Genomic DNA, 13,180 nt, shown 5'->3' with positions numbered 1-13,180 from the left:
CCCCTGACGACCGCCGCGCCGGGCACGACTGCGGTGCCGGGCACGGACGGGCAGGCCGACGGCCGGCTGCCTCCGGCCCGTTTCGCCTACGACCCGCAGACGTGGAAGGAGATCGCGCACCTTCTGACGAACCTGCCGATGTCGTTGATCGGGTTCACCTATGTGATGACGGTGATCGTCACCGGCGCCGCGATGACCGTCACCGTGATCGGGTTCCCGCTGCTCGCGCTCGGGCTGGCCGGCGCGCGGCTGCTGGGCCGGTTCGAGCGCGGGCGGGCGCGGCTGCTGCTCGGGGTGCGTATCGACGAGCCGAGCCCGTTGCCGCTGCGCCGGGCGGGTGGGCTCCTGCAGCGGATGTGGCTGGCGGTGAAGGACCCGGTGGCCTGGCGCACGGTGCTGTACGACCTCATCCGGCTGCCCTGGGGAGTCCTGACGTTCAGCGTGGTCGTTCCGTCGCTGTTCGTGCTGTGGCCGGTGCTGCCGTTCCTGGCGCGCGGCCTGACCAACGCGGACCGGGCGATGGTGCGGGCCCTGCTGTCCCCCTCCGACGAACTGGAGAAGCGGATCGCCGAGCTGGAGTCGGACCGGGGGGTCGTGGTCGACACGGCCGCCGCCGATCTGCGGCGCATCGAGCGCGATCTGCACGACGGTGCGCAGGCCCGGCTGGTCAACCTGGCGATGGGGCTGGGCCTGGCGAAGGAGAAGCTGCTCGAGGGGCAGGCCGACGACGTCGTGGCGGCCATGGTCGAGGAGGCGCACGGCGAGGTGAAACTCGCGCTCCAGGAGCTGCGGGACCTGGCACGCGGGATCCATCCGGCCGTCCTGACGGACCGGGGGCTGGACGCGGCGCTGTCCTCGGTGGCCACGCGCTGCACGGTGCCGGTGAAGGTGACCGCCGACCTGACGTCCCGGCCGGCGCAGGCCATCGAGGGCATCGCCTACTTCACCGTCTCCGAGCTGCTCCAGAACGTCAGCAAGCACAGCGCGGCCCGGTCGGCCTCGGTCGACGTGTGGCGGACCGACGACCGGCTGCTCATCCAGGTGTGGGACGACGGCCGGGGCGGGGCACGGCTCGACGGCGGGTCGGGGATGCGGGGGCTCGCTGAGCGGCTGGACGCCGTCGACGGACTGTTCATCGTGGAGTCGCCGGTGGGGGGCCCTACGACGGTGACCGCGGAGTTGCCCTGGCGGAACCGCGGATAGCCGACAGCCGACAGCAGACAGCAGACAGCAGACGGCAGACGGCAGACGGCAGACAGCGGACAGCAGACAGAGAGGTGCGGGGGTGGCGGCCGTGGGGGGGTGAGGTAGGGAAAACCCCCCTTCCGAGACACCGATGGACTCCATGGTCCACGGGCCCGCCGCCGAGGAGGGTTGGAGGTACGGATCGACAGCTGCGCGACGAGCAGGACGACTAGAACGGAAGACGCCGATGGCCACGCAGTACGGGCAGTACGGGCAGCATGACCAGTACGGGCGCCATGACGAGTACGGGCCGGAGTACGGGCGCCGCGAAGGCGGTCGTCGTCATCTGCTGCCGACGGGGCTGCGGGAGCCGCTCACGGCACGCCACTGGCGGGAACTCCTCTACGTCCTGCTCGGTCTGCCGATCGGCATCCTGCTGTTCACCTTCATGATCACGATGCTGTCGCTGGGGGCGGGCCTGCTGGTGACCTTCCTCGGCATTCCGGTGCTGGCGGCGGGACTGGCGGCGGGCCGGGGCTTCGGGGCGCTGGAACGGGCCCGGGCGCGCGGGCTGCTCGGCCTGGAGGTCGCCGATCCCGAGCCGCTGCGGCCGCGGGGCAAGGGCGCGATGGCCTGGATGGCCGCCGTCCTCAAGAGCGGCACGTCGTGGCGGCAGGCGCTGTACGCGGTGCTGCAGTTCCCGTGGGCGGTGTTCTCCTTCTGCGTCGCCGTGACCGTGTGGTCGTTCGGCTGGACCATGCTGACGTATCCGCTGTGGTTCTGGGTCTTCCCGATGTACGGCGGTCAGGGCGGGCTTCAGCTGTACGGCGACGAGCAGCACAGCGTGTACCTCGACAACCCGTTCGAGATCACCGTGACGGCGCTGGTGGGCCTGTTGATCACGCTGGCCACGCCGTGGATCGTGCGGGCGCTGACGACGGTGGACCGGCTGCTGGTGCACGGCCTGCTCGGGCCGTCGTCGCTGGGGGCGCGGGTGGTGGAGCTGGAGTCCGACCGGGGGGTCGTGGTGGACACGGCGTCCGCCGATCTGCGGCGCATCGAGCGCGATCTGCACGACGGGGCGCAGGCCCGGCTGGTGGCGCTGGCGATGGATCTGGGGCTCGCGAAGGAGAAGCTGCGGGAGGATCCGCGGGAGGCGGCGCGGATGGTGGACGAGGCGCACGGTGAGGTGAAGACGGCGCTGCAGGAGCTGCGGGACCTGGCGCGGGGCATCCATCCGGCGGTGCTGACGGACCGCGGGCTGGACGCGGCACTGTCCTCGGTGGCGTCGCGGTGCACGGTGCCGGTACGGGTGGATGTGGATCTGGCGGAGCGGCCGGCGCCGGCGATCGAGGGGATCGCGTACTTCACCGTCTCGGAGCTGCTGCAGAACATCAGCAAGCACAGTGGGGCGCGGTCGGCTTCGGTCGATGTGTGGCGGGCGGAGGACCGGCTGATGTTGCAGGTGGTGGATGACGGGGTCGGCGGAGCGGATGCCTCCGGCGGGGGGTCGGGGCTGGCCGGTCTCGCGGGGCGGTTGGACGCGGTGGACGGGATCCTGGTGGTGGACTCGCCGGCGGGCGGGCCGACCCGGGTGACCGCGGAGCTGCCCTGGCGCGGGCACGGAGTCTGAACAACGGCCCCTTTTCGCCCCCGCCGCCCCCGAGTCTCCCGGCCGCCACCGGTATCGGCCCTGAACGAACCTCGTCTTCGAGCTCGCCCGTCCGGGATGTCCCCGGGCGGGCCGGCGGGCGTCGCGCCGCGGCTCCTCCCGAGGCCGAAACCGTGCGGGTCAAGGCCTTAATCGAGCCGTCCTCGTCGTGGTCGGGCTCCTGGCCGGGTGCAGACGGGCCCGTTGCTGGAATGCTTGACTGGTTCTACCAACGGGTGGACGGCTGGGGGGCCGAGGATCGTGGAGGACAGGGTGCGGGTGGTCATCGCCGAGGATTCGGTGCTGTTGAGGGAGGGGCTGACCCGGTTGCTGACCGACCGGGGGCATGAGGTGGTGGCCGGGGTCGGGGATGCGGACGCTCTGGTCAAGACCATCACGGAGCTCGGCGACGAGGGTGCGCTGCCCGATGTCGTCGTCGCGGACGTGCGGATGCCGCCGACCCATACGGACGAAGGGGTGCGGGCCGCCGTACAGCTGCGCAGGGCGTATCCCGGGCTCGGGGTGCTGGTGTTGTCGCAGTACGTGGAGGAGAGGTACGCCACCGAACTGTTGGCCGGTTCCAGCCGCGGGGTCGGGTATCTGCTCAAGGATCGCGTGGCAGAGGTGCGGGAGTTCGTGGACGCCGTGGTGCGGGTCGCGCAGGGCGGTACCGCCCTCGATCCGGAGGTCGTCGCGCAGCTGCTCGGGCGGAGCAGGAAGCAGCATGTGCTGGCCGGACTCACCCCGCGGGAGCGGGAGGTCCTGGGGCTGATGGCCGAGGGGCGGACGAACTCAGCGATCGCCCGGCAGCTGGTCGTCAGCGACGGGGCCGTGGAGAAGCACGTCAGCAATATCTTCCTGAAGCTCGGCCTGTCGCCGAGTGACGGGGATCACCGCCGCGTACTGGCGGTCCTCACCTATCTCAATTCCTAGCGAGGTGGCACTGTGCCTTTCGTCGAGGGGGGAACTCGGTGGAGGCGGCGAACAGGCAATGGAGAACCGTGGTGTGATCCGGAGCGTCTACCGGAATCGCGCCGGGCGGCGGTAAATCATGAAAAGCGGGGGTGCCGGGCCGTCTCGGGACAGCGAACCGTCATACGAATGGCCGAGGTAAGGCGACCCTTACAGACGTAGGGTTGATCCGTGGATGGCCTTGGGAAGGCCCTCCGGGACAGCCACCTCGAGGGAGGTCCAGTTCAGTGACCAGTCAGGTCAGCAGCCCAGCGGAACAGGCCGACGGAGCCGACGGACCCGACGGGACCGTCTTGGGAGAGCAGCGCAAACCGGGTGGGACGAAGGACGTCCGTCGTCTCGACCGGGTGATCATCAGGTTCGCGGGCGACTCCGGTGACGGAATGCAGCTCACCGGCGACCGTTTCACCTCGGAGACCGCGTCGTTCGGCAACGACCTCTCCACCCTGCCGAACTTCCCCGCCGAGATCCGTGCGCCCGCCGGCACCCTCCCCGGCGTCTCCTCGTTCCAGCTGCACTTCGCCGACCACGACATCCTCACTCCGGGTGATGCGCCCAATGTGCTGGTCGCCATGAATCCGGCGGCGCTGAAAGCCAACATCGGCGATGTGCCGCGCGGCGCGGAGATCATCGTCAACACGGACGAGTTCACCAAACGGGCGATGCAGAAGGTGGGGTACGCGGCCTCGCCGCTGGAGGATGGATCCCTCGACGGTTACCAGCTCCATCCGGTCCCGTTGACCACGCTGACCGTCGAGGCACTCAAGGAATTCGACCTCACCCGTAAAGAGGCCGAGCGCAGCAAGAACATGTTCGCGCTCGGCCTCTTGTCGTGGATGTACCACCGGCCCACCGAGGGCACCGAGAAGTTCCTGAAGTCGAAGTTCGCGAAGAAGCCCGAGATCGCGGCCGCCAACCTCACCGCTTTCCGTGCCGGGTGGAACTTCGGCGAGACGACCGAGGACTTCGCCGTCAGTTACGAGGTCGCCCCGGCCTCGAAGGCGTTTCCCGTCGGCACCTACCGGAACATCTCCGGGAATCTCGCTCTGGCGTACGGGCTGATCAGCGCCTCGCGGCAGGCGGATCTGCCCCTGTTCCTGGGGTCGTATCCGATCACGCCGGCCTCCGACATCCTGCACGAGCTGAGCAGGCACAAGAACTTCGGCGTGCGGACGTTCCAGGCCGAGGACGAGATCGCGGGGATCGGCGCGGCACTGGGGGCGGCTTTCGGGGGGTCTCTCGCCGTCACCACCACTTCCGGGCCCGGGGTGGCGCTGAAGAGCGAGACGATCGGGCTCGCGGTCTCGATGGAGCTGCCGCTGCTGATCGTGGACATCCAGCGGGGCGGCCCGTCGACCGGCCTGCCGACCAAGACCGAGCAGGCCGACCTGTTGCAGGCCATGTTCGGGCGCAACGGCGAGGCGCCGGTGCCGATCGTCGCGCCCCGTACGCCCGCCGACTGCTTCGACGCGGTCCTGGAGGCGGCCCGGATCGCGCTCACCTACCGCACGCCGGTGATGCTCCTGTCCGACGGCTACCTGGCCAACGGTTCCGAGCCCTGGCGGATCCCGGAGCTGGACGAGCTTCCGGACCTGACCGTGCAGTTCGCCCAGGGGCCCAACCACACCCTGGACGACGGCAGCGAGGTCTTCTGGCCGTACAAGCGCGACCCGCAGACGCTGGCCAGGCCGTGGGCGGTCCCGGGCACGCCGGGGCTCGAGCACCGCATCGGCGGGATCGAGAAGGAGGACGGGACCGGGAACATCTCCTACGCCCCGGCCAACCACGAGTTCATGGTCCGCGTCCGGCAGTCCAAGATCGACGGCATCGACGTCCCCGACCTCGAGGTCGACGACCCGCACGAGGCGCGCACCCTGGTGCTGGGCTGGGGTTCCACCTACGGGCCGATCACCGCCGCGGTACGGCGACTGCGCGCCGCCGGGGAGGCCGTCGCGCAGGCCCATCTGCGGCATCTGAACCCGTTCCCGCGCAACCTGGGCGCGGTGCTGGAGCGCTACGACAAGGTCGTGATCCCGGAGATGAACCTGGGCCAGCTCGCCACCCTCGTCCGGGCGAAGTACCTGGTCGACGCCCGCTCGTACAACCAGGTCAACGGCATGCCGTTCAAGGCGGAGCAGCTCGCCGCGACGCTCAAGGAGGCCATCGATGGCTGAGACCTCGACGGAAGGCACGGGCACGATCGAGGCGCTCTCGCTCGTCCCCAAGGCCGTGGCCCGGCAGTCCATGAAGGACTTCAAGTCCGATCAGGAAGTGCGCTGGTGCCCCGGCTGCGGTGACTACGCGATCCTGGCTGCCGTCCAGGGCTTCATGCCGGAGCTGGGGCTGGCCAAGGAGAACATCGTCTTCGTGTCGGGCATCGGCTGCTCGTCGCGCTTCCCGTACTACATGAACACCTACGGCATGCACTCCATCCACGGGCGGGCGCCGGCCATCGCGACCGGCCTCGCCGCCTCGCGGCGGGACCTGAGCGTGTGGGTGGTCACGGGTGACGGCGACGCGCTGTCCATCGGCGGCAACCATCTGATCCACGCCCTGCGGCGGAACGTGAACCTGAAGATCCTGCTGTTCAACAACCGGATCTACGGGCTCACCAAGGGCCAGTACTCGCCCACCTCGGAGATCGGCAAGATCACCAAGTCGACGCCGATGGGCTCGCTGGACGCGCCCTTCAACCCGGTGTCGCTGGCGCTCGGCGCGGAGGCGTCGTTCGTGGCCCGGACCATCGACTCCGACCGCAAGCATCTGACGGAGGTGCTGCGTCAGGCCGCCGCCCACCCCGGCACCGCGCTGGTCGAGATCTACCAGAACTGCAACATCTTCAACGACGGCGCGTTCGAGGCGCTGAAGGACCGGCAGTCGGCCGAGGAGGCGGTGATCCGGCTCGAACACGGGCAGCCGATCCGGTTCGGGGCGGAGCGCGCGCGGGGCGTCGTACGCGACCCGGCCAGCGGCGATCTGCGGGTCGTCACGGTGACCCCGGAGAACGAGGCGGACGTCCTGGTCCACGACGCGCACGCCGCGTCCCCGACCACCGCCTTCGCGCTGTCCCGGCTGGCCGACCCGGACACCCTGCACCACACGCCGATCGGCGTGCTGCGCTCGGTCGAGCGGCAGGTCTACGACACCCAGCTGGCGGAACAGCTGGACGCGGCGATCGAGCAGCACGGCAAGGGCGATCTGGGGGCCCTGCTGGCGGGCGGGGACACCTGGACGGTCGTCGGCTGAGGCGAGGACCGGTTCTCGGCGGTTGCCGAGGACCGGCTCATCAGGCCCGGGAGCGGAGTTCCCGGGCCTCGTCGTATGTCCGGCGGGCCTGCTCCACGTCCGGCATCCGGGTGTGCGTCCACAGGGCGAGCGCGCGCACCTGCTCGGCCGCCTCCCGGCCGAGGTCGGTCAGGGAGTAGTCGACGCGGGGCGGGATGACCGGCTTGGCGTCGCGGTGCACCAGGCCGTCGCGTTCGAGGGTCTGGAGGGTCTGGGTGAGCATCTTCTCGCTGACCGGCCGGCCCACCGCGCCGATCGCACGGCGCAGCTCGCTGAACCGGTACGAGCGGTCGAGCAGCTCGATCAGCGCCAGGACACCCCACCGGCTGGTGACATGTTCGAGGACGAGGCGGTGGGGACACATGCCCTCCGCCTCGGGGGCACTCACCTGCACACTTACCGTCATACCAGTACCTTACTTCAAAGTGGGTACTTTCGCTGGGTTAGTGCTTCTCCTAGGGTCGGTACCAGACCCGCAGCCCCCACGTAGGAGTTTCTGAGCCATGAGCATCGTCGTCACCGGAGCCACCGGACACCTCGGCCGTCACGTCGTGGAGCAGTTGCTGGAGAAGGTTCCGGCGGAGCAGATCACGGCCGTCGTACGCGACGAGGCCAAGGCCGCCGACTTCGCGGCCCGCGGCGTGCGCCTCGCCGTCGCCGACTACAACGCCCCCGAGACCTTCGGCAGCCTGTTCGCCTCCGGCGACAAGGTGCTGCTGATCTCGGGCAACGAGTTCGACAAGGGCCGCCCGGCCCAGCACCAGGTCGTCATCGACGCCGCGAAGGCGGCCGGGGTCGCGCTCCTCGCGTACACCAGCGCGCCGGGCAGCCTGAGCGCGGCGCTGGCGGACGACCACCGCGCCACCGAAAAGGCGCTGATCGCCTCCGGCGTGCCGTACACGCTGCTGCGCAACGGCTGGTACCACGAGAACTACACCGAGCAGCTGGCCCCGGTGCTGGAGCACAACGCCGTCGTCTCCGCCGCCGGCGAGGGCCGGGTCTCCTCCGCCTCCCGTGCCGACTACGCGGCCGCGGCCGTCGCCGTGCTGACCGGCGAAGGACACGAGAACAAGACGTACGAGCTGGGCGGCGACGAGGCGTGGAGCTTCGCCGAGTACGCGGCCGAGCTGAGCCGGCAGACCGGCAAGGAGATCGCCTACAACTCCGTGTCCGGCGAGGTGCTCACCGGCATCCTGACCGGCGCCGGGCTGCCCGAGATGTTCGCCACGATCCTGGTCGGCGTGGACGCGTCGATCGAGAAGGGTGAGCTGGTCGTCGCCGGCGGCGACCTGTCCCGGCTGGCGGGCCGCCCGACCACTCCGCTCGCCGAGGCGATCACGGCCGCGCTCAAGGGCTGACCCTCCCCCGGGGGCCCTCACGCCGCTCCGCGCCACCTCACCCCTGCCTGTCATGACCGTATGGCGATACGGGCATGACAGACAGGGGTGCTCGGCGTTACCTTCGTCCACGCATGCCTGACGTGAGAGGGAGGGGCCCCGTGGCCGGGACGTCGAAGAGTGAAGGCCGGACAGGCCTGCTGAACGGCCTCGCCGCGTACGGGATGTGGGGGCTGGTCCCCCTCTTCTGGCCCCTGCTCAAACCGGCCGGGGCGACCGAGATCCTCGCCCACCGCATGGTGTGGTCCCTCGCCTTCGTCGCCGTCGCACTGCTCGTCGTACGGCGCTGGGCGTGGGCCGGTGAGCTGCTGCGGCAGCCGCGCCGGCTGGGGCTCGTCGTGATCGCCGCGGCCGTCATCACCGTGAACTGGGGCGTCTACATCTGGGCCGTGAACAGCGGCCACGTCGTCGAGGCGTCCCTCGGGTACTTCATCAACCCGCTGGTCACCATCGCCATGGGTGTACTGATCCTCAAGGAACGGCTGCGGCCCGCGCAGTGGGCGGCGGTCGGCGTCGGCTTCTCGGCGGTGCTGGTCCTGACCATCGGTTACGGCCGCCCGCCGTGGATCTCCCTCACCCTCGCCTTCTCCTTCGCCACCTACGGGCTGGTGAAGAAGAAGGTCAACCTCGGCGGGGTCGAGTCGCTGGCCGCCGAGACCGCCATCCAGTTCCTGCCCGCGCTGGGCTATCTGCTGTGGCTGTCCGCGCACGGCGGCCTCACCTTCGCGACCGAGGGCATCGGACACGCGTCCCTGCTCGCCTCCACCGGCCTCGTCACGGCACTCCCCCTCGTCTGCTTCGGCGCGGCGGCGATCCGCGTGCCGCTGTCCACGCTGGGTCTGCTCCAGTACCTGGCGCCGGTCTTCCAGTTCCTGCTCGGCGTCCTCTACTTCGGCGAGGCCATGCCCCCTGAGCGCTGGGCCGGGTTCGCGCTGGTGTGGCTGGCGCTGGTGCTGCTCACCGGCGACGCGCTGCGCACCTCCCGCCGGACGGCCCGTGCGCTCGGCGCCGCGATCACCGAGAGCAGGGCCGACGCCCCCGGCCCGACCGGCGTGACCGGCCCGACCGGCGTGACCGGCCCGACCGGCGTGACCGATCCGACCGGCGTGGCTGGCGCCGTTCGGGAGGCGGAGGGCGTGGCCTCCGGCGTACCCGGTGGCGCTGCCACCGCTTCCGCCACCGCCACCGCCACGCCGGCCACCGCCACGTCCGCCACCGGCGTACCCGGCGTCCCCGCTCCGGAGGCGGGAGTCTCTCCCCTCGCGAAGCCGTAGACCGCCGTCACGGCAGCCCGCCGGCATCGGCCGCATCGACCGGAACACGGCGGTCCGGTCCGGCCGTCGTCGACGGTGTTCGGCGCGTGGGAGGCCGACGCCGTGCGCGCCTGCTAGAAGTGGCTGCATGACCGAGACATCTGGAGTACCCGAGACAGGGCCCGCGCCCGTGCACTGGAAGCTCGTCGTCGACTCGGCCGACCCGCATACGCAGGCCGATTTCTGGGCCGGCGCACTGCACTACGAGGTCGAGGACAACAGCGCCCTCATCGAGCGGCTGCTGGAGCTCGGCGCGCTGCCGGGGGCGGCGACGCTGGAGTTCCACGGCCGCCCGGCCTTCCGGGACCTGATCGCCGTACGTCACCCCGACGACCCGTACGACCCCGACAGCGGGACCGGGCTCGGGCGCCGGCTGCTGTTCCAGCGGGTGCCGGAGGCGAAGACCGTGAAGAACCGGCTCCACCTCGATCTGCACCCCGGTGCGGGGCTGCGCGCGGGGGAGGTCGAGCGGCTGACGGCGCTGGGGGCGAGCGTGCTGGGAGAGGTGAAGGAGCCGTCCGGGCAGTGGGTGGTCATGGCGGACCCGGAGGGCAACGAGTTCTGCGTGCACTGAGGGACGCGGGATTCAGGGGCACCGAAGGCTTCGGTATGTGAACCCGCTGTCCGGATAGCGCTCTTGACGGAGTGTTGGCCTCGGCTTCACCATCCAGTCACCCCATTCACTGTGGATTACCTGTGGGCTTCCAGGTGCTCGACGGTCGCTCACAGGTGTCCCGCTGGAATTCGGAGCCCCCCACCATGAAGCTCCCCGTTTCCGGGCGGGCGACGGTCACCGCCGTCGTCGCGGCCGCCACACTGCTCGCCACCGGATCCATAGCCGGGGCGGCACCCGCCCCCGAGGCCGGGGCGATCGCCGCCGCTCCCGACCTCCCGGTGGCCAACGTCAAGGCGCACCTGACCCAGCTCCAGTCCATCGCCACCGCCAACGGCGGCAACCGTGCGCACGGCCGTACCGGCTACAAGGCGTCGCTCGACTACGTGAAGGCCAAGCTGGACGCCGCCGGATACACCACCACCATCCAGCAGTTCACCTCCTCCGGCCGCACCGGCTACAACCTCGTCGCCGACTGGCCCGGCGGCGACACCGGGCAGGTGCTGATGGCCGGGTCCCATCTGGACTCCGTGACCGCGGGCGCCGGCATCAACGACAACGGCTCCGGCTCGGCGGCCGTCCTGGAGACGGCGCTGGCCGTGTCCAGAGCCGGCTACCACCCCACCAAGCACCTGCGGTTCGCCTGGTGGGGCGCGGAGGAACTGGGCATGGTCGGGTCCCGGTACTACGTCAACAACCTCTCCTCGGCGAACCGGGCCCGCATCAGCGGCTATCTGAACTTCGACATGATCGGCTCGCCGAACCCCGGCTACTTCGTCTACGACGACGACCCGGCCATCGAGAAGACCTTCAAGGACTACTTCACCGGCCTCGGCGTCCCGACGGAGATCGAGACCGAGGGCGACGGCCGCTCCGACCACGCCCCCTTCAAGAACGCGGGCGTACCGGTGGGCGGCCTGTTCAGCGGCGCCGACTACCTCAAGACGGCGGCGCAGGCGGCCAAGTGGGGCGGTACGGCCGGACGGGCCTTCGACCGCTGCTACCACTCCTCCTGCGACACCACGGCCAACATCGACGACACGGCCCTGAACCGCAACGCGGACGCGCTGGCGTACGCGGTCTGGACCCTGTCCTCCTGACCGGCCGGGCGGCCGCTACGCGCCCGCCTTACGGGCGCGTTCGGCCAGCCGGAGCATGCGCGCACGGGCCGACTCCAGCTCCTCGGCGTCGTCGGCGGCCGGGCCCTCCTCGGTGGTGAGCTCCGTCCACAGGCCGAGGAGTTCGGTCCCCAGGTTCAGTCCCTGCAAGGGGTCGCGTACGGCACGCCAGGCAGTCGCCGCGCTCTGGACGTTGCCGTACGCGGCCTCCGCGTCCCGGTTCCGGCGGCTGATCCGGGCCAGGTCGAGGGAGGTGTGGAAGGAGCGCAGCGGGTCGCCCGCCAAGTAGGCGATGTACGCGGTGAGTTCACGCAGCCGGAGCACCTCGGGGTGCTCCGGTCCCAGCGTTCCGGACGCCTCCAGCACGGTCCGCTCCGCGAGTGCGGCCGCCGCGTCCGTACGGCCCGCCCGCACGGCCTCGTTGATCCGCGCGAGCGGTTCCGCGAGGAGGGCGGGGGTGCCGCCGTCGCCGTGGAGGGTACGGGGGTCGTCCCCGAGCACCGCCTCCGCGACGGCGTCGAAGCCACGGGCGGGGGTGGGCTTGGAGCCGGGGTCCGGGTCGAGGGCCGAGTCGGAGATGAGGTCGTCGGGGAGGAACGGGGTGGGCGCGGAACCGGGCCGAGTGGGCCTGGTGGTGGGCGTGGGCGTGGAGGCGGGTGTCGGGAGCGGCAGCGGGATCGGGGCCGACGTGGGGACCGGGCTCAGGGTCGAGGTAGGGGCTTCGGCCGGGGCCGAGGCGGGGGCCGAGCCGGAGGCCGCGTTCGGGGTCTGGGTCGGGGTCGGGATCGGCCGCTCGTCCATCGACGGGGGCGGGCCGAACACACCCGTCGGGGCGGCGACCGTGCCGAGCGCCGGGGCCTCCCCCACGTGCGGGGGTGCCGACTCCGATGCCGACAGGGCTTCCCGGTCCTCTTCGGACTCGGGCACCGCGCGCAACGGGAACGTCGGGGCCGCGTCCCGCACCGGCTCCGGCACCGGGCGCAGGAAGTGCGTGGGCTTGTCGCGACGCGGCTGAGCGGACGGTCCGGCGTCGACGGGCACGGGCGTGTCGGCGTGCACGGGCGTGTCGGCGGGCGCGAGGGCTGCGACGGCCTCCGGCGCGTCGACGGGCGTGAGGTCTCCGGCGGGCACCGGCCAGTCGACGGGCGCGGGCGTGTCGACCGGCGCAGGCGGGTCGACGGGCGCGGGCGGGTCGGCCGGTGTGGCGACCGGCGTGGCGACCGGTGTGGGCATGCCAGTGGGCTCGGAGCTCCGCGTGCCCGGTGCCGCCTCCCCCTGTGCCGCCGCCGAAGGGGCAGCGGCCGGCGGGGCAGCGGCCGTCCGCAGGGGATCCGCTGTGAAGTGGCTGGAACCGTCCGGGTCCACGCGCAGGGCGACGACGTAGCCGATGCGTTCGTCGTGGACCGTGGCGAGGACCGGGTGTCCGGTGGCGAGGGCGATGCGGTGGAGGTGGCTCAGGACGGCGCGCTGGATCTCCTCGCCGTCGACCGCGACGACCGGGACGCCTCCTATCGTCGCCGTCCCACCCCCGCGGACATGGACATCGAGCGGTGCCACCACGACGGCCGTGGGGCCGGCGTACTTCTGTTCCCGCTTCTTCTCTCGGCTGAGTCGAGACATCGGTTCCTCACTCGGATGCGTCGTCA

The 13,180-nt window shown here is 71.1% G+C and carries 11 protein-coding genes; 9 read left to right on the top strand and 2 right to left on the bottom strand.

Annotated features, from left to right (window positions below):
• The first annotated feature begins 33 nt into the window (after positions 1 to 33).
• The 5 genes from ABT070_RS10405 to ABT070_RS10385 all read left to right on the top strand — a co-directional run bounded on the left by ABT070_RS10405 (position 34) and on the right by ABT070_RS10385 (position 7,054).
• Entirely contained in the window at positions 34 to 1,203 is a 1,170-nt protein-coding gene (locus ABT070_RS10405) for a sensor histidine kinase (protein ID WP_351758530.1), read from the top strand.
• 229 nt (positions 1,204 to 1,432) lie between these two features.
• Positions 1,433 to 2,818 carry a sensor histidine kinase gene (locus ABT070_RS10400; protein WP_351757566.1) on the top strand — a complete coding sequence of 462 codons (1,386 nt, stop codon included), beginning with the start codon at positions 1,433 to 1,435 and terminating at the stop codon, positions 2,816 to 2,818.
• A 291-nt stretch (positions 2,819 to 3,109) separates the two neighbouring features.
• On the top strand, positions 3,110 to 3,769 hold the full coding sequence (locus tag ABT070_RS10395) for a LuxR C-terminal-related transcriptional regulator (protein WP_502990161.1): 660 nt from the start codon (positions 3,110 to 3,112) through the stop codon (positions 3,767 to 3,769).
• Between the two features lie 266 nt (positions 3,770 to 4,035).
• Positions 4,036 to 5,982 (top strand): 2-oxoacid:acceptor oxidoreductase subunit alpha, encoded by a 1,947-nt coding sequence (locus ABT070_RS10390; protein ID WP_351757560.1) that lies wholly within the window; start codon positions 4,036 to 4,038, stop codon positions 5,980 to 5,982.
• Positions 5,975 to 7,054 (top strand): 2-oxoacid:ferredoxin oxidoreductase subunit beta, encoded by a 1,080-nt coding sequence (locus tag ABT070_RS10385; protein ID WP_351757557.1) that lies wholly within the window; start codon positions 5,975 to 5,977, stop codon positions 7,052 to 7,054. Before ABT070_RS10390 ends, ABT070_RS10385 begins: the two co-directional genes overlap by 8 nt.
• 40 nt (positions 7,055 to 7,094) lie before the next feature.
• Here the strand turns inward: ABT070_RS10385 and ABT070_RS10380 are convergent, their stop codons facing one another.
• Positions 7,095 to 7,499, bottom strand: coding sequence for a winged helix-turn-helix transcriptional regulator (locus ABT070_RS10380; protein WP_351757554.1), 405 nt, complete (start codon positions 7,497 to 7,499; stop codon positions 7,095 to 7,097).
• A 97-nt stretch (positions 7,500 to 7,596) separates the two neighbouring features.
• Here ABT070_RS10380 and ABT070_RS10375 point away from each other — a divergent pair, with 97 nt between their 5' ends.
• From ABT070_RS10375 to ABT070_RS10360, 4 genes are all read left to right on the top strand, one after another.
• Positions 7,597 to 8,451: an SDR family oxidoreductase gene (locus ABT070_RS10375; RefSeq protein ID WP_351757551.1), complete on the top strand. Its 855-nt coding sequence runs from the start codon at positions 7,597 to 7,599 to the stop codon at positions 8,449 to 8,451.
• A gap of 140 nt (positions 8,452 to 8,591) precedes the next feature.
• Positions 8,592 to 9,764 carry an EamA family transporter RarD gene (gene rarD, locus ABT070_RS10370; protein ID WP_351757548.1) on the top strand — a complete coding sequence of 391 codons (1,173 nt, stop codon included), beginning with the start codon at positions 8,592 to 8,594 and terminating at the stop codon, positions 9,762 to 9,764.
• 127 nt (positions 9,765 to 9,891) lie between these two features.
• Positions 9,892 to 10,377 (top strand): VOC family protein, encoded by a 486-nt coding sequence (locus ABT070_RS10365; RefSeq protein WP_351757545.1) that lies wholly within the window; start codon positions 9,892 to 9,894, stop codon positions 10,375 to 10,377.
• 185 nt (positions 10,378 to 10,562) lie between these two features.
• A complete protein-coding gene (locus tag ABT070_RS10360; RefSeq protein WP_351757542.1) occupies positions 10,563 to 11,516 on the top strand; it encodes a M28 family metallopeptidase in 954 nt (317 codons plus the stop codon).
• A gap of 15 nt (positions 11,517 to 11,531) precedes the next feature.
• On the opposite strand, the gene ABT070_RS10355 is transcribed toward ABT070_RS10360, so the two are convergent.
• Positions 11,532 to 13,154: a tetratricopeptide repeat protein gene (locus ABT070_RS10355; protein WP_351757539.1), complete on the bottom strand. Its 1,623-nt coding sequence runs from the start codon at positions 13,152 to 13,154 to the stop codon at positions 11,532 to 11,534.
• Positions 13,155 to 13,180: the final 26 nt, after the last annotated feature.

Source organism: Streptomyces sp. NPDC002884 (genome assembly GCF_040295245.1).
Taxonomy (GTDB): Bacteria; Actinomycetota; Actinomycetes; order Streptomycetales; family Streptomycetaceae; genus Streptomyces.
This window is presented reverse-complemented; position numbering and strand designations above follow the sequence as displayed.

What these genes read in the sequence shown, in the direction of transcription:
- ABT070_RS10360 (WP_351757542.1), top strand. Translation starts at nt 10,563, where the DNA reads ATGAAGCTCCCCGTTTCCGGGCGGGCGACGGTCACCGCCGTCGTCGCG.
- ABT070_RS10385 (WP_351757557.1), top strand. Translation starts at nt 5,975, where the DNA reads ATGGCTGAGACCTCGACGGAAGGCACGGGCACGATCGAGGCGCTCTCG.
- ABT070_RS10375 (WP_351757551.1), top strand. Translation starts at nt 7,597, where the DNA reads ATGAGCATCGTCGTCACCGGAGCCACCGGACACCTCGGCCGTCACGTC.
- ABT070_RS10355 (WP_351757539.1), bottom strand. Translation starts at nt 13,154, where the DNA reads ATGTCTCGACTCAGCCGAGAGAAGAAGCGGGAACAGAAGTACGCCGGC.
- ABT070_RS10400 (WP_351757566.1), top strand. Translation starts at nt 1,433, where the DNA reads ATGGCCACGCAGTACGGGCAGTACGGGCAGCATGACCAGTACGGGCGC.
- ABT070_RS10365 (WP_351757545.1), top strand. Translation starts at nt 9,892, where the DNA reads ATGACCGAGACATCTGGAGTACCCGAGACAGGGCCCGCGCCCGTGCAC.
- ABT070_RS10380 (WP_351757554.1), bottom strand. Translation starts at nt 7,499, where the DNA reads ATGACGGTAAGTGTGCAGGTGAGTGCCCCCGAGGCGGAGGGCATGTGT.